We start from the raw sequence: 16,006 nt of genomic DNA on the forward strand, positions 1-16,006 counted from the left end.
CAGAAGTATGCTTTCGTTACAACTATTCTTCAGCGGTCTGAAATAGGAGGAGGAATGTAAAGGTGCTCAAATTTCGTGAGCTTACCGACTGCGCGGAGTTGTTCGAACTGATGCAACACCCAGATGTCTTTCCATATGTCCGTCAAAAGACGGTCCACTTTGACGAGTTTTTATTTAGCACGAAGCAAATCATCGAGCTAGAAGAGCAAGGAAACATCATCTCACGCACCATCACGAACGAGTTTGGTACCCCAATCGGGACGATCAGCTTGTTCGATGTGGAATCCGGCTATGGATTCCTCGGGACGTGGCTTGGCAAACCATATCACGGCAAAGGTTACAATCAAGTCGCGAAAGAAGCGTTCTTCTCCGAACTCTTCTTTGAACTTGACATCGAAAGTGTATTTTTGAAAATCCGACAATCAAACGAGCGTTCGATTGCGGCGGCGGAAAAACTGCCGTACGCGTTCTGCGCCAACGAGATTCGGTCTGAATTACTAGCTGAAATCAATCAAGGTGAAATCGAATACGTTCTGTATGAAGTGTCGAAGTCGAGTTTCCAACTTTACTTGCACTCCCTCCATGCGCCTGAATTCGATCATACGTATGAAGCGCAGCTCGAAGCATAAGCCAATTCTGACAAAGAATTGGCTTTTTTGTGGCGTTTTTGTGTGGATTGCATGAGGACAACTTTACGGCAATGAATATTTCTGTTCTAATTCGGAGAGATAGGTATGATAGAAGTGTGAGGGAATTATCACACGTCCTCGTTAACCGTTTTGTAAAGGAGAATGCCCAATGTCAGAACCAACGTTTCGCATCTTAGTGACCGATGATGAAGAACAAATGCGGGATTTACTCGTTTCGAACTTAGAGAAGGAGGGATACGAGACCGTCACAGCCACGAACGGCCTCGAGGCGATCGACTTATTGAAAGAACAGTCGTTCCACCTCGTGCTGCTCGACGTGATGATGCCTGAACTTGACGGCCTTACGGCGTGCATGCGTATCCGCGAGTTCTCGAACGTGCCGATTATCATGCTCACGGCCCGCTCAGAAGAACTCGATCGTATCCATGGCTTGAAGATTGGTGCGGACGACTATATCACGAAGCCGTTCAGCCCCCGCGAGCTGCTCGCCCGAATCGAAGCGACGCTCCGTCGGACGCATAACTTCTCGAAAGAACAAGAAGCGACGTTCGATACCGGTGTCTTGTCCATCGATATCGATGGCCGTGCGGTCAGCGTGAAAGGAAAAACGGTCAATTTGACCCGGAAAGAGTTCGATTTGCTCTATTTGTTCATCACGAACGAAGAGAAAGTGTTCTCTCGTGAACAGTTGCTCGACCAAATTTGGGGTACCGAGTATCACGGGAACCTGCGGACGGTCGACACGCATATCAAAACACTTCGTCTCAAGCTCGGCGAAGCGGGTGGCTATATCCAAACCGTCTGGGGGATCGGCTATAAGTTCGAGGCGACCGTATGAAGCAATACACGATCCGGAAGCGGATTTGGATCACCATCTGGACCGCCAGCCTCTTCTCCGCGTTCGTGTTCATTATCATGACGTTTTACTTGTACGACAAGTTTTATATTCAGACGCAAGAAGAACTGCTTATCAACCGCGGCGAGAAGCTCGTCACCATCTACAAGGCGGACGGCTTCTCTGACGCGTTTTCCGACAGCATGACGTACACGAACGAACTGACCGAGACGAAAGTATTTCTGTCGTCCGTCCGAGAAGACAGCCTCGGTTCGGGCAAGACGTTTTTACGGGAACAGGACCTCGCCAAGCTTCAGGACGGCTATGCGATTTCCGTCACCCGCAAACACCCGACCGAGGATGTCGACATCCTCATGTCCGCTTTCCCGCTCATCCGGGACGGCGAGCTCGATAATGCCCTCATCCTGTATATGGAGCTGAGTAAAATCAGTGAGCCGTTCCAACCGATTCGGCTCATGATCACGTTCTTGCTCATTTTGATGATTGTGAACTTGCTCATCTTCGGCACCCAGATTATCGACACGATCATCCAACCGCTCATTCAAATGAAACGAGCGTCCCAAGTGTACGCCAAAGGGGATTTCTCCCACCGCATCCCGATTTATTACGATGACGAGATTGGCGAACTTGCCGAGACGCTGAACCGGATGGCCGAGTCACTCGGGCTCGTCGAAGAGCAACGTAAAGAGTTCTTGGCGAACGTCAGCCACGAGCTGCGGACACCGCTGTCGTACATTCGCGGTTATACAGAGATGCTCCAAGACCCGTCGCTCGATGAGAAAACAAAAAATCAATATTACGAGATTATCGAGAATGAGACCGAACGGTTACAACGGCTCGTCAACGATTTGCTCGACTTGGCCCAACTCGAGCGCGATTCCTATCCGATGACGAAAGAACCGGTCGTCTATTCGCAAGTGCTCGAAGACGTCCTCTATCGCTTCGAGCCAATTGCCCGGGCGAAAGGCGTCACCATCGAGACGGACCTCGACTTCGACTTGATTATTCTCGGGGATCACGACCGACTCGAGCAAGTCGTCGGGAATTTGCTCGACAACGCGCTCCGCTATACGGAAGCCGGCAAATCGATTCGCGTGAAGACGTATGCGACCGCGGACAACGCCGTCACCGAGATTCATGACGAAGGCCGGGGCATCCCGAAAGAGGACCTCGACCAGCTGACGAAACGATTCTATCGCGTCAACAAGTCGCGGACACGTGAAGACGGCGGGACCGGACTCGGGCTCGCCATCGCCAAACATATTATGGAGCGCCACGGCGGCTCGATGCACTTCGCCTCGGAAATCGGCAACGGGACGACCGTCACGCTCACGCTCCCGCTGCTACCGGACGAAGACATATAAAAAAAGACAGCCATCGCGGCTGTCTTTTTTTATATGTCCTTCCCTTTATAGGCGTCATCCGATTCGTTCATGAGACGCTCACGTTCGGCATGCGTCTGCGGATAGCCGTTCGCTTGCCACTCGGCCCGATAATTCGAATCGAGCTGCGTGAGACCCGCTTCCGCCTCATCTTTATCCGAATCGACACTTTCCATGCGATCCATCTTGCTCCATGTATCCTCATCGTGGTCTTGCGTCAAGAGCGCTGCCACTTTCGGTGCGACGAGCGCCGCCCCGGCCACACCGAGTACGATGCCCATTAATACTTTCTTATCCATCCGAATACCCCTCCTTAGTCACTATGTACCGATAATTCCACTGTTCCGCAAAATCGAAACCCGTGTCCTAAAGCGTTTACACACTTTCAGAGAGTGGAATAACAATAATCACATAAGGAGGCGATGAGGATGGAAAAATCACAGGATCCGTCAAAACGACCGTTCGATAACCCAGATGCCGTCGATACCGACAAAGAGAGCATCTTCGACCAGGAAGGCATGGAGACCGTTGACCCGATTCCCGTAGAAGAATTGAACGAAAAAGTGAAAGATGAGAAACAGAAACGCCACTCGAAGGACGATTCGGTCAGCGAGAAGAAATATGACGGCAACAAATAAAGATGCGGACGAGTGCGTCCGCACCTTTATGTTACGTTAAATCTTTTGGCGAGAAGCCGTATGGTAGCATCTCTTCTTTTGTCATCACTTTCGTCTCTCCCGCCATGTTCGCGAGAATCAACGTAAAGTCGTCACTCGCAAACTCGGCGATGACTTGACGGCAAGCGCCACATGGCGAGATCGGGCCGTCCGTGTCGCCGACGACGACGACCGTCTCAATCGCCTTACTGCCTTCCGACACCGCTTTGAAGATCGCGGTCCGTTCCGCACACATCGACAACCCGTACGAGGCGTTCTCGACGTTGCATCCTAAAATCTCCTTGCCGGTCTCGTCAATGACGACGGCCCCGACGTTGAACTTCGAATACGGTGTATAGGCACGCGATCGTGCATCAATCGCTTTATGGACAAGCTCGTTTACTTTTTCTTGTGGGATCATCTGATGTTCCTCCGCTTCTTAACGTTTATCAAAGAAGTCTGACATCTGAACTATAGCGTGAAATCGCTTCGGTTGCAAGCGTTTTCACAACCCCGTCAATACTTTTTCTTTTTCTTCTTCTCGAAGACGACGATTGACTCGACGTGAGCCGTCTGCGGGAACATATCGTATGGCTGGATATAGTTGATTTTATAGTCGGCTTTCATGAGCTGGTCCGCATCCCGTGCGAGCGTCTGCGGGTTACATGACACGTAGACGATGCGTTTCGCCTTCGATGAGATCATCGCGTTGAGAAGTTGATGATCGACACCTGTGCGCGGCGGATCGACGACGATGACGTCCGGAATCCATCCATCTTTCACCCAGCGCGGAATCCAATGCTCGGCCCGGCCTTCGACGTACATGGCATGGTTGAACCCGTTCTCGCGCATATGCGCGTTCGCATCTTCGACCGCTTCCGGGACGACTTCCATCCCGCGAATCTCTTTGGCGTGCGGCGCGAGCCATAGCCCGATCGAGCCGACACCGGCATACGCATCGATGACTCGTTCTTCACCCGTCAGTCCAGCCGCCTCGACGACTTCCCGATACATGACTTCCGTCTGGGCCGGGTTGAGTTGGAAGAAGGCCCGCGGTGACAAGTGGTAATGAACGTCATCAAGCTGTTCGTCCATCTTGTCTTGCCCGGCGATATGAACCGTACGGTAGCCAAAGATGACACCTGAACGGTTTGAGTTGATATTCAAGTGGAACGACACGACGTTCGGCAACGCCATGATTCGGTCACTCAATTCGTCCAAACGCGGGACATCTTCATTCCCGACGACGAGCACGACTTGGACGTCATCCGTCTTATAACCCGAGCGAACGATGACAGTACGGGCAAAGCCGACGTCACGGCGCGCATCGTAGACCGGGATGTCGAGTTCGTTTAAAATACGGACGATGGCGTTGTTGATGTTCGTCGTGTCTCGCTGCTGTACCATGCAGTGCTCAATCGGCACGAGCTCGTTCGTGTTCGGCTTATAGAGGCCTGACACGATTTCACCGCGGCGCGTCGATAGCGGGAATTGCGATTTGTTACGGTAATACCAAGGATTGTCCATCCCTTTCGTACCACGGATATCCGACTTGTCGACGTTCAATTTCGTCTTTTGGCGGAACGCGTTGCGGACGATCTCTTCTTTATAGTCCATCTGCAAGCGCGGACTCATATGTTGAATCTGGCAACCGCCACACTCGTCATAAATCGGACACGGCGGTTTGACCCGGTCCGGAGAATCGTTGTCGCGCTTGATGACACGTGCCTCGGCGTAGTTCCGCTCGACGCGCGTGATTTCGACTTTCGCCTTCTCTCCTGGCAATAAGTTCGGGATGAAGATGACCATGCGATCAATCGTCGCGATACCCTCTCCGTTAATGCCTAGCCGCTCGGCTTGGGCGCTTGTGTATTCTCCTACGATCAGTTTCAATGTGTTTCATCCTTTCGAGATACTTGTTCTAAATCTTTGGCGTAACGTACGACTTTCGCACGTAAGGAATCAATATCAGCTAACAATCGATGCAAATCCTCTGGCGTCGTGAATTCGTCCAACGTATTGACTGATAAGCACAGTAATTCCGTTCTCGATTTTAACACGTTCATTTTTCCTGCCGTATCTGTTCGTGATTTACCCATCTCGTGATCGCTCCTTTGGTTCGTGACAAAGAGTTGTTATTATAGCATACTATTTCGTGTGACTTGATGAAAAGGTGGAATTGATATGCAAAACATCTCGACAACGTTTGATCCATGGGAAGCCTACCTCGATCAAACCGAGTTCGGTCGCCTCGTCCTTTCGAACGTCGAAGTGACAACGACCAAGCTATGCAACATGCGCTGCGAACATTGCGCAGTCGGCTATATGCTCGACCAGACGGAAGAGCCTGAAGTACCGCTCGACTTATTGATTTCGCGTTTGGACGAAATCGAGCATTTACGCGCGTTCTCAATCACGGGCGGCGAACCGATGCTATCGATGAAATCGGTGCGCAACTATGTCGTCCCACTGTTGCGTTACGCCAAAGAGCGCGGGGCAAGGACCCAAATCAACTCGAACTTGACGCTCCCGCTCTCTCGCTACCATCTTATTACCCCTTACCTCGACGTTTTGCACATTTCGCATAACTGGGGGACGGACGCCGACTTCTTAGAGGGCGGTTTCGCGATGATGGATCGCAAACCGAGTGCCGAGGCACGGTTGAAGATGCTTCAGACGATGAAAGACAATGCCCGGGCCCTCACGGCCGAGGGTGTGATCGTATCGGCCGAGACGATGCTCAACAAACGGACGATCCCGCACTTGAAAGAAATCCATGAAGAGATCGTCGCACTCGGCTGTCAGCGCCATGAAGTGCACCCAATGTACCCTGCCGATTTTGCAAGTGCGCTCGAGTCGGCATCACTCCCTGACACCCGCCAGGCGATTCACGACCTGCTCGACGTCCGGGACGAGAACGTGTGGATGCTGTTCGGGACGTTGCCGTTTTATGCGTGTTCCGACTTGCCGGAAGACCGCGCTCTATTGAAGCGGCTCCACGAGTCGAAGAATGTGACCGTGCGGAACGACCCGGATGGACGGTCGCGCCTCAACACGAACATTTTCGACGGCAAAATCATCGTTACCGACTTCGGCGATGAGCTCGGCACGCTCGGCACCGTTTATGATACCTCGTTCCAAGACGCGTATGAGACATGGACGAACAGCAGTTTGAACGCAACGCTATCCTGCCATTGTCCGGCCGTCAAATGCCTCGGTCCGAACGCGCTCGTCAAACAAGCGTACTACCCTGACGTGAACTTCCAAGAACGCGTGGCCGAACCGTTTTAATTGCTTCAAATCGGGAAATGTTCAGTAAATAAACTGAATCGAGGTGTTTGAAGATGACTGCCATCTATGTATTTATGATCACCGTCATGGCCATCGTTATTTTCGGTGGTGTGCTCAGCATCTTATTGACAGCCGCATTCGTTTCAGACAAAGTAGACCGTGATGAAGTATTCAGTCAAGGCAGTTGGGACGATGAACTTTTACACTTGAACCATCGAACTCAACCGTTTGACGAATCAAAAAGCTGAGACGCTTCTCAGCTTTTTATTATGTCATGAATAATGAGGTGAACTATGCAACGCTTTCGATTTTCGATTTTATTACTCGTCGTCTTTATCTCCGGCTTGATTCAAGGTGCGCTCATCCCGCTCTTGTCGACGCTCATCGAACGGGACGGCAACCCGGCCTGGTTGAACGGATTGAATGCGACGATGCTCTATCTCGGGGTCATCGTCTCCGCCCCGCTTCTCGAACGGTTCGTCCGTAAGTATGGGTTCCGACCGACGATCGTCCTCGGCATCGCCTTGACGGCACTCGCCACGTTCTTCCTGCCGCTCTGGCCGTCCCTGCTCATGTGGGCGCTCATGCGTTTCGTCATAGGCTTCGGTGACTCGGCGCTCCATTACGGCTCGCAAGTGTGGGTCACGTCCGCGAGCGACAAGCGGAGCCTGGGCCGGGCGATGGCGTATTATGGGATGGCGTTCAGTCTCGGCTTCGCGGTCGGTCCGCTCATCGCCCCGCTCGTCGATCTCCATTTTTGGTTGCCGTTCCTCGTCTTGATCGTTTTCTGTCTCGCCTCCTTGTTCTTGATTTTCAAGGTCGATAACGAATATCCCGAGGCCGAAAAAGTGAAGACCGACTCGAAAGGACGCATTCGTCTCGTCCTGATTGGTGGCGGCTATACGCTCTTGCCGGCCTTTACATACGGGTTCCTCGAGGCGAGCTTGAATGCCAATTTACCGATTTTCACGGTTCGGAACGACATCGGGCTCACGCAGACGAGCACGCTCATCACGACGTTCATTGTCGCCTCGATTATCGTGCAGTTACCACTCGGTCGGCTCGCCGACCACTTCGGGAAGAAGCGGATTCTCCAAATCGTGCTGACACTCGGCACGCTCGTCTTCGCCATCGCCAACCTTGCCGTCGACCATTACGTCTGGCTCCTCGTCTTGTTCGCACTCGCCGGTGCCGGGCTCGGCTCGACGTATTCGCTCGGACTGGCCCATATGACGGAAGTGTTACCGCGATCGCTATTGCCGACCGGCAACATGCTCTACAGCATCTCGTTCAGTGTCGGTTCGATTAGCGGACCGATGATCGGCGCGTTTTGGATCGCGTTGCCGAAAGAAGTGTATTTCTTGATGTATACGCTCATTCTCGGGATTTTGGCCGTCAGTTTGTTCACGGCGAAAGCCAAGCCGATTGACGTCTAAATAAAAGGGAGGGTCTCCACGGAGACCTTCCCTTTTTCACGTTATTCTTTCACCGGACCGAGCCTGACATCGTTGCGTTCGAACGCTCGCATGAACACCTCATCGAGCGCGAACGGTTCCGTCTCGAGCGAGGCCAACACGTCAGACTTGAGCGTGACTTCAATGACCCGGTCATTGATTTGCCATTTCGTCTGAATGTCTTCCCCTTGCCTCATGGCACGCGCATCCACTTGCTCATGATGTTCCTTCAACCCGCGACTCACGCACTTCATCACGTATTTGACGTACTCGTCTCGTGGTTGACGAGAGATGAGTATGTTTCGGACGATGGGATTTCTTGCCACGGTAGCACCCTCCTTTCTTTTCGATTCGCACGCAAGTCTTTACAACGAAGACCGATTTCAACTGAAAGAATTCAGAATTTTTAATATATTTTGCCATGGGAACAAGATTCCGTCAACTGCGTCTCCGACTCGTTTCTTTAACGAGCCGGTTTATTCGCTCGACCTTGAAAATATGTCGACAGATAGATGCCCGCGATGACGAACAATAACCCGACGAGGGCGTTCCATGGAATCGTCTCCCCGAGCAAGATGCTCGATAAGACGACACCAAATAAGGGAACAAAGAACATATAGAGCGACACCCGGCTGACCGGATTATATTTCATGAGCGTATTCCATAATGTGAACCCGATCGCCGACAAGAGGGCGAGATACAACAAGAAGAAGAGGGTTGTCACGGTGTAAGGCAGGAACACATCTCCTGGTGCAAGCACGTAACCGACGACGAGCAAGCCGAGTGAGCCGATGACCATCGCCCAGGCCGTCATCGGTGCGACGTCATGCGAGCGCGAATAATCTTTGGCAATCAAATTTCCGAAAGCCCCTGACACCATCGCCATGATGAGTAGGATCTCTCCGATTCCAAATCCGACTTCCGCACTTGCGGTCGGCCAGTTGGCGATGACAATTCCGGAGAACCCGAGTGTCAGGGCGATACCTTTCAACCGGTTCAAGCGATCATCTTTATAACGGAAATGAGCGAGAGCCATTTGAAAGAACGACGTCGACCCCGCGATAATCGAGCCTTGCACCCCTGTCGAGATGGAAAGCCCGATATAAAAGAACAAGTATTGCAAAAATGTTAAAAATGCCCCTAAATGCGCATACGCCTTTAGCTTTTCGGCAGTTAAGCGAATCGGTCGTTTAAAGACGAGTCGACTGATGACGAGTAAGAGCAGACCGGCCAATAAAAAGCGTTCGCCGGCAAAGAACAGCTGTTGGCCGTATTCGTGTTCCTGAATATCGAGCGCTTCGTAGCTCAGTTTGATGAACGGAAAGGCGCTCCCCCATAAAAACGTGTTGAACAGGGCCAAGAACGTGACCGTCCAAGGGCGTTGAAATACATTCGGCATGACACAAAAACTCCTTAATCTTTTAGTTTGTGAGTTATTCCATTTGGTGCTAAAATAGACTTACATGATAATCATTATAAATAAGAGTTTCACACCAAATCAGGATTAAACCCTTTTATATCAACAATGGATAATGATAATCATCCTCAATCATTATCATTTAAATGATATATATTCTCAATTAGAAAGAGGTGCTCACATGAACACATCAACCGTCACGCACGAAAAAAGCCACGTCTTCAAACGGGCCAGCTGGATTGAACATATCGAGCTCATCATGGCGCTCATCAGTGGTGTATTGATTGTACTCGCATATCTCGCGGAAAGACAAGACGGAGCTCCTGCGCTCTATGTCACGCTTTATTTGACCGCCTTTTTAATCGGCGGTTACGCCAAAGCGAAGGAAGGCTTGACCGATACGTGGGAGACACGTTCTTTGAACGTCGAGCTCCTCATGATTATCGCCGCCATCGGCGCCGCCTCCATCGGATATTGGATGGAAGGCGCCATCCTCATCTTCATCTTCGCGTTATCGGGCGCCCTCGAGACGTACACGATGAATAAAAATGAACGCGCGCTCGAATCGCTCATGGAGCTTCAACCTGAACAAGCGACCCGGTTGGACAGTTCAGGTGGCCTCGAGGTCGTCCATATCGACGAATTGCGCGTCGGTGACCATATTTACGTCAGACCCGGTGAGCGCATCCCGGTCGACGGTCGGATTTTGAAAGGCAGCGCCTCGATTGAGGAAGCTGCCATCACCGGAGAATCGATTCCGGTCGACCGCAACGTCGGTGATGATGTGTACGGCTCTAGCGTGAACTTGAACGGTGTGTTGACGCTCGAAGTCACAAAGCTCGCCACCGAGACGTTGTTCCAAAAAATCATTCAAATGGTCCAGCAAGCACAAGAAGAAAAATCACCGTCCGCCCAATTCATCGATCGGTACGAGGGACGCTACGTCCAGGTCGTGCTCGCCTCCGTCACAGCGATTATCTTGCTCGGCCCGGTGTTGACGCCATGGTCGCTCGAAACGAGTATTTACCGTGGTATGATTCTCCTCGTCGTTGCTTCACCGTGCGCGCTCGTCGCCGCGATTACGCCGGCCGCACTCGCTGCCATCGCCTCATCCGCGAAACATGGGATTTTATTCAAAGGCGGTGTCCATATTGAAAACATGGGACGATTGAAAGCAGTCGCGTTCGACAAGACCGGCACACTCACTATCGGTAAGCCAGAAGTCCAGGCGGCGTTGATTCATCCCGAGCTGGCACAAGAACAGGTGTACCGCATCGTCAGCTTGATCGAGGAACATTCGATGCACCCGCTCGCCGAAGCGCTCGTTCAGTATACGGGCAATTATTCGGGCACGATGGAACACTTTAAAGATGTGACCGGGTCTGGGATTGAAGCGACGATCGATGGCGTCGCTTATCGGGTCGGTAAACAGAAGTTCGCCGATCGTAGCCACGACTTTTTCAGCGACGAAGTCGAGCGTCTAAAAGCGGCCGGCCATACACTCGTCTTCGTCAGTGACGAGGAGAAAACGATTGGCGCGTTCGCCCTGCGCGACACGTTACGTCCCGAGGCGAAGCAAGCGATTGAGCGACTCAACCACCTCGGTATCGCCACGATTATGATCACAGGTGACAATGAGGCGACGGCTCGTGCCATCGCGTCCGAGGCTGGCTTGACCCGCTATATCGCCGAATGCCTCCCGGAAGAGAAAGTCGAGCACATCAAACACTTGAAACAAGAGTATGGCAGCATCGGCATGATCGGTGACGGCATCAACGACGCCCCTGCCCTCGCGACAGCCGATGTCGGGATTGCGATGGGAGAAGGGACGGACGCCGCCCTCGAGACGGCCGACGTCGTCTTGATGAAGAATGACTTGAACCGCCTAAGTTCGGCCATCAAACAGTCTCGTAAATTGAATCGGGTCGTCCTTCAAAACGTCGTGTTCGCCCTAGGGGTCATCCTCGTATTGATTGCGACGAACATCTTCGAGCTGCTCGTCATGCCGTTTGCCGTCGTCGGGCACGAAGGGTCGACCATCCTCGTCATTTTGAACGGCCTGCGCTTACTCAGCACGTCATGGGACTGACAAAAATCGACACCGTCATTGAAAGCCGTTGGCGATTTCGCTATAATGGAAACAATGTGTCTAATTAGACCGGAACTGATAGGAAGATTGGCTAAAGGTGGTACAGTGTATGAATACGATTGCAGTAATCGGCAAGGTGTTTGTCGATATTAAAGGAACCTCGTTCGCCCCGCTCCATAAAGATGCCAAGAACGTCGGCGACATCGCGTTCTCAAACGGCGGGACCGGCCGGAACGTCGCTCAAAATTTAGGCGTCCTCGGCAACGATGTCCGTTTCGTGTCGACCGTGACGAACGATCAAATCGGGATGGGTGTCCTCGAGGAACTCCGCGGTTTGAACGTGAACGTCGATCACGTCGACTTGCTCGATGATAACGGCATGGGCATGTGGTTGGCCGTTATGGACAACAACGGCGATCTTCAAACGTCGATTTCGAAGCAACCGGATGAGGCGATGATGGAAGAATGTATCCTCCGTCGTATCGATACGGTGTTCGCTGAAAGTCAGGCGGTCGCCATCGACCTCGACTTATCGGTCAACGTGCTGAACGAGACGATTGAACTCTGCCGCGAGATGAAACTCCCGCTTTACGGCGTGTGCGGCCATCTGTCGGTCATCGAACGGAACCGCCACTTGCTTCAAGGCTTCACCGGTTTCATCTGTAGCCGTGAAGAAGCAGAGATTCTGTCTGATATGTCGATTGTCACGGTGGACGATGCGTTACGTGTCGCCGAAGTGCTCGCCATGAAAGGTGCCCCGCTCACCATCGTCACGATGAGTGAACTCGGTGCGGTCTATGTCGACTTGCGCACGAACGAACAAGGCCACGTCCCGACGACGAAAGTGAAAGTCGCTGACTCGACCGGTGCCGGTGACTCATTCTTCTCCGCTGTCATTTCCGAATTGATGAAACGTCATCCGATTGAAGATGCACTTCGACTCGGGATGCGCGTCGCCGGGAAAGTCATCGCCTCACATGACAACGGTCTGACGCCTGAGATGTATGCATCACTCGAACAACCCGCAACAGATTAACCAAAACGCATCGGCCGCGCGTCGATGCGTTTTATTCACGATTCAAAATCGAAAGGAACGATTCCATTGGTCAGAACGAAATTACGAAGTGCCGTCATCCTCGTGAACGAGCATGACGAAATCGCGCTCATTCGTCGAGAGAAAGATAACCTGTTGTATTATGTCTTCCCGGGCGGCGGCGTCGAATTCGGCCATACCGCAGAAGAGACGGCTGTCCGTGAGGCGTTCGAAGAACTCGGCGTCCACGTCGAACTCGAAGGGGTCGCCGCTCACATCGCTTTCAACGGCGAATTGAACCCGTACTACTGGGCCCGCGTGACCGGTGGCGAATTCGGGACCGGCACGGGCGAAGAGTTTCAAGCCGAACAAACGAACGGTTCCTACACACCGATGTGGGTGAAGCGCAGCGCGCTCAGCCACTTGCCGGTACGACCGCCGTCACTCGCCGACTTGCTCGCGAACGAGGCCGAGCGCTTTTTCAATAAAACGCTGGCCGAAGACTGATTTCATGTGTAGCCTCCTGACATTTCGGGAATAAAAGTTTCTAACGATAACGTTCAGGAGGCTCATATATGGATACTACAGAAGTGAAAGAAAAAAAGAATTGGTTCGCCTTCGGGAAAGAGCTGCTTCGTCGCTTTAAAGAACATGACGTTCAAGATTACGGCGCAACGCTCGCTTTTTTCTGGTTCTTATCGATTTTCCCCGGCATCATCTTCATTCTCGCGTTACTGTCGTTCTTCGACATCTCGCAGGCGTCGTTCCAAGAACAGTTGAACAACTTGGCGCCCGGGGCGGCCGCGACTGAATTTTTGACCGGGATTTTCGACGCGATTGGCGAGCCGCGCGGCGGACTCCTCTCAATCGGTGCGATTTTAGCGATTTGGTCGGCCGCCAAAGGGGTCGAACGCTTGATTAACATGGCGATTCATGCATACGGGGAAGACAACGAACGAAACTTCTTCGTCAGTAAAGGCATCGCGCTCGGCATGACGCTCTTGCTTGGCGTCGGCGTGCTGTTGCTCATCGTTTCGAACGTGTTCGGATCTCAAATCATCGACTTTGTCATGGACTTCATCCCGATCTCAGGGGCTGACGTCATCTTGATTAACGTCTTTCGCTACGTGTTGACGACACTCATCTTGATTTTGACGCTCTCGATTTTTTATAAGGTCGCCCCGCAGCAACATGTGTTTTGGAAGAGCACGATTCCAGGCGCCATCTTCGGCGTCATCGCCTGGCAACTCGTCTCACTCGGGTTCAGCCTGTATGTCTCGAACTTCGGCAACTACGATTCGACGTACGGTTCGCTCGGGGGGATTATTGTCACATTGCTCTGGCTGCAATTGACCGGTATGATCATTTTAATCGGGTCAGAAATCAACGCCACCTGGCAACGTTTCTTCCGTACACCGAGCGAGCGGGAGTACGAGAAAAACTTCAAGAAAAACAAAAAGTCCAAATCGAAAGATTCGGACGAGGACGAGTATAAAGACATTCCCGTCAACACATACGGGTAACGAAAAAAAAGGCGGTCTCTGCAGAAGAGACCGCCTTTTGCGTTATGCTTCGACGACATCGAGACGTCCCGTCGCCGGGTCGATGACAAACCCGTGGACGTTCGTGCCCGGTGGCAGAAGCGGATGGTTTTTGATGAGGCTGACCGAGTTGACGACGTTCGCTTCGACCGAATCGAACCCGTGCAACCACTTCTCCAAATCCATCCCTGACGATTTGAGCGTCTGGAGCGTTTGCGGTTCGATGCCACGACGTTCCATTTCGCCGATGACGGCGTTCGGGTCGATGGCGGCCATCCCGCAATCATAGTGCCCGATGACGATGACTTCTTCCGCTCCGAGCGCATACAGCGCGACAAGAATGGAACGCATGACCGAACCGAACGGATGCGACAGCACAGCACCCGCATTTTTAATGATTTTGGCATCCCCGTTTTTCAAACCGAGCGCTTTCGGCAGTAACGCCGTCAGCCGTGTATCCATACATGTTAAAATGACGATTTTCTTGTCGGGGAACTTGTCCGAGACGAACTCTTCGTATTGTTTCTCCGAGACGAATTTTTCATTGAACGCTAACATTTCTTGAACGACTGACATATGGTTCCCTCCTTTTATTTACGCGATGAATCGCGCGACCATCAAACCGATGACCATCCAGGCACCGAACAACGTGTTCACTTTGGCGGTCATCGCCATCGCCGGCATCAGTTGAGCCGGTTCCTGTTTGACCCAAAAACGTTTCACCGCCCGAATCATCATCGGGATGGTCAAGAGTGACAATAGCACCCAAGGCGTGACGCCAAACCCGACCACAGCGACGATAATACCGATCAATGCCGCGATAAAGAATCCGGCCAAGACGAGAACGGCACGCCGATGTCCGACGAGACAAGCGATCGTTTTTCGCCCGTTCACTTTGTCGTTATCTAAGTCGCGAATGTTGTTCGCGAGCAAGATGGCCCCGATCAGCAACGCCATCGGGAACGACACGAGCAACAGCTCCGTCGTCACTGTGCCGATTTGGATATATCCTGAAATCCCGATAATGACATATCCCATGAACAGACCGGCAACGAGTTCACCGAACGGCGTATAGGCGATTGGAAGCGGACCTCCTGTATAGAGGAATCCGACGACCATCGACAATAGCCCAATCCAAATCAAGTGCCAGCTTGTCGAAGCGGCGATGTAAAGTCCGAGCACGGCCGCTACCCCATACATCCCAAGGGCGATCCCAAGCACTTGGCCCGGCGTGAATCCGTCGCGTACGATCGAACCACCGATTCCAATCGACCCTTCATGGTCGAGTCCGCGCTTATAATCATAATACTCATTGAATAAATTCGTCGCGATTTGAATCAAGACCGAGGCGATGAACATCGCCAGGAATAATCCCCATTTCAATTCGACTTGCCCGAGGACGATGAACGTCCCTAGCAGCACCGGTATGAAGCTCGCCGTCAATGTGTGCGGACGAATCATGCGCCAATAGGCACCTTTCTCTCTCTTCTTCATGCACTTCCCTCCCTTCGTTAGTTTACGTCTCTTTAAAAAATTCTGTCAATGCCCGTCGCTCGAACGGCTCCCTTCACTTTCCCGAGCATTTGACGGCCAGTTCTGCCGTGAAGTCATGATACACTAAAGAATGAGAATTCCAT

General features: G+C 52.2%; 19 protein-coding genes. 11 read left to right on the forward strand and 8 right to left on the reverse strand.

Annotation, left to right across the window (positions count from 1 at the left end; all coding sequences use genetic code 11):
* The first annotated feature begins 62 nt into the window (after positions 1–62).
* The 3 genes from KNP83_RS12285 (at position 63) to KNP83_RS12295 (ending at position 2,870) form a co-directional block, all read left to right on the forward strand.
* Positions 63–629: a GNAT family N-acetyltransferase gene (locus KNP83_RS12285; protein WP_214762730.1), complete on the forward strand. Its 567-nt coding sequence runs from the start codon at positions 63–65 to the stop codon at positions 627–629.
* Positions 630–798: 169 nt separating this feature from the next.
* The gene (locus KNP83_RS12290) at positions 799–1,488 is read left to right on the forward strand and encodes a response regulator transcription factor (protein ID WP_021067764.1); all 690 of its coding nucleotides are present in this window, start codon (positions 799–801) and stop codon (positions 1,486–1,488) included.
* Positions 1,485–2,870 (forward strand): sensor histidine kinase, encoded by a 1,386-nt coding sequence (locus KNP83_RS12295; RefSeq protein WP_214762731.1) that lies wholly within the window; start codon positions 1,485–1,487, stop codon positions 2,868–2,870. Before KNP83_RS12290 ends, KNP83_RS12295 begins: the two co-directional genes overlap by 4 nt.
* Before the next feature lie 29 nt (positions 2,871–2,899).
* Here KNP83_RS12295 and KNP83_RS12300 read toward each other — a convergent pair whose 3' ends face one another.
* The gene (locus tag KNP83_RS12300; RefSeq protein ID WP_029596026.1) at positions 2,900–3,187 is read right to left on the reverse strand and encodes a hypothetical protein; all 288 of its coding nucleotides are present in this window, start codon (positions 3,185–3,187) and stop codon (positions 2,900–2,902) included.
* 129 nt (positions 3,188–3,316) lie between these two features.
* Here KNP83_RS12300 and KNP83_RS12305 point away from each other — a divergent pair, with 129 nt between their 5' ends.
* Complete coding sequence (locus KNP83_RS12305) at positions 3,317–3,526, forward strand: hypothetical protein (protein ID WP_483297902.1); 210 nt, start codon at positions 3,317–3,319, stop codon at positions 3,524–3,526.
* A gap of 31 nt (positions 3,527–3,557) precedes the next feature.
* Here KNP83_RS12305 and KNP83_RS12310 read toward each other — a convergent pair whose 3' ends face one another.
* The 3 genes from KNP83_RS12310 to KNP83_RS12320 all read right to left on the reverse strand — a co-directional run bounded on the left by KNP83_RS12310 (position 3,558) and on the right by KNP83_RS12320 (position 5,643).
* Positions 3,558–3,965 (reverse strand): cytidine deaminase, encoded by a 408-nt coding sequence (locus KNP83_RS12310; protein WP_029596028.1) that lies wholly within the window; start codon positions 3,963–3,965, stop codon positions 3,558–3,560.
* Positions 3,966–4,060: 95 nt separating this feature from the next.
* Positions 4,061–5,437, reverse strand: coding sequence for a 23S rRNA (uracil(1939)-C(5))-methyltransferase RlmD (rlmD, locus tag KNP83_RS12315; RefSeq protein ID WP_214762733.1), 1,377 nt, complete (start codon positions 5,435–5,437; stop codon positions 4,061–4,063).
* Entirely contained in the window at positions 5,434–5,643 is a 210-nt protein-coding gene (locus KNP83_RS12320; protein ID WP_016510454.1) for a hypothetical protein, read from the reverse strand. Before KNP83_RS12320 ends, rlmD begins: the two co-directional genes overlap by 4 nt.
* Positions 5,644–5,728: 85 nt before the next feature.
* Between KNP83_RS12320 and yfkAB the strand changes: the two genes are divergently transcribed.
* From yfkAB to KNP83_RS12335, 3 genes are read left to right on the forward strand one after another with little or no spacing between them, the layout of a single operon-like run.
* On the forward strand, positions 5,729–6,835 hold the full coding sequence (yfkAB, locus tag KNP83_RS12325) for a radical SAM/CxCxxxxC motif protein YfkAB (RefSeq protein ID WP_214762734.1): 1,107 nt from the start codon (positions 5,729–5,731) through the stop codon (positions 6,833–6,835).
* 53 nt (positions 6,836–6,888) lie between these two features.
* Positions 6,889–7,083: a hypothetical protein gene (locus KNP83_RS12330; RefSeq protein WP_214762735.1), complete on the forward strand. Its 195-nt coding sequence runs from the start codon at positions 6,889–6,891 to the stop codon at positions 7,081–7,083.
* A 45-nt stretch (positions 7,084–7,128) separates the two neighbouring features.
* The gene (locus KNP83_RS12335) at positions 7,129–8,271 is read left to right on the forward strand and encodes an MFS transporter (RefSeq protein ID WP_214762736.1); all 1,143 of its coding nucleotides are present in this window, start codon (positions 7,129–7,131) and stop codon (positions 8,269–8,271) included.
* A 41-nt stretch (positions 8,272–8,312) separates the two neighbouring features.
* Here the strand turns inward: KNP83_RS12335 and KNP83_RS12340 are convergent, their stop codons facing one another.
* Both KNP83_RS12340 and KNP83_RS12345 read right to left on the reverse strand, forming a co-directional pair.
* On the reverse strand, positions 8,313–8,615 hold the full coding sequence (locus KNP83_RS12340; RefSeq protein WP_214762737.1) for a hypothetical protein: 303 nt from the start codon (positions 8,613–8,615) through the stop codon (positions 8,313–8,315).
* Between the two features lie 137 nt (positions 8,616–8,752).
* On the reverse strand, positions 8,753–9,688 hold the full coding sequence (locus KNP83_RS12345) for a DMT family transporter (RefSeq protein ID WP_214762738.1): 936 nt from the start codon (positions 9,686–9,688) through the stop codon (positions 8,753–8,755).
* Between the two features lie 199 nt (positions 9,689–9,887).
* Between KNP83_RS12345 and KNP83_RS12350 the strand changes: the two genes are divergently transcribed.
* The 4 genes from KNP83_RS12350 (at position 9,888) to KNP83_RS12365 (ending at position 14,351) form a co-directional block, all read left to right on the forward strand.
* The gene (locus KNP83_RS12350) at positions 9,888–11,795 is read left to right on the forward strand and encodes a heavy metal translocating P-type ATPase (RefSeq protein ID WP_214762739.1); all 1,908 of its coding nucleotides are present in this window, start codon (positions 9,888–9,890) and stop codon (positions 11,793–11,795) included.
* Between the two features lie 109 nt (positions 11,796–11,904).
* Positions 11,905–12,831, forward strand: coding sequence for a carbohydrate kinase family protein (locus tag KNP83_RS12355; RefSeq protein ID WP_214762740.1), 927 nt, complete (start codon positions 11,905–11,907; stop codon positions 12,829–12,831).
* 66 nt (positions 12,832–12,897) lie between these two features.
* Positions 12,898–13,335: an NUDIX domain-containing protein gene (locus KNP83_RS12360; RefSeq protein ID WP_251139364.1), complete on the forward strand. Its 438-nt coding sequence runs from the start codon at positions 12,898–12,900 to the stop codon at positions 13,333–13,335.
* A gap of 68 nt (positions 13,336–13,403) precedes the next feature.
* Positions 13,404–14,351 (forward strand): YihY/virulence factor BrkB family protein, encoded by a 948-nt coding sequence (locus KNP83_RS12365; protein ID WP_214762742.1) that lies wholly within the window; start codon positions 13,404–13,406, stop codon positions 14,349–14,351.
* A 42-nt stretch (positions 14,352–14,393) separates the two neighbouring features.
* On the opposite strand, the gene KNP83_RS12370 is transcribed toward KNP83_RS12365, so the two are convergent.
* Both KNP83_RS12370 and KNP83_RS12375 read right to left on the reverse strand, forming a co-directional pair.
* Positions 14,394–14,945 (reverse strand): beta-class carbonic anhydrase, encoded by a 552-nt coding sequence (locus KNP83_RS12370; protein ID WP_021067779.1) that lies wholly within the window; start codon positions 14,943–14,945, stop codon positions 14,394–14,396.
* 18 nt (positions 14,946–14,963) lie between these two features.
* Positions 14,964–15,863 (reverse strand): 1,4-dihydroxy-2-naphthoate polyprenyltransferase, encoded by a 900-nt coding sequence (locus tag KNP83_RS12375; RefSeq protein ID WP_214762743.1) that lies wholly within the window; start codon positions 15,861–15,863, stop codon positions 14,964–14,966.
* Positions 15,864–16,006: the final 143 nt, after the last annotated feature.

It is taken from the genome of Exiguobacterium sp. s146, assembly GCF_018618415.1.
In the GTDB taxonomy this organism is placed as follows: Bacteria; Bacillota; Bacilli; order Exiguobacteriales; family Exiguobacteriaceae; genus Exiguobacterium.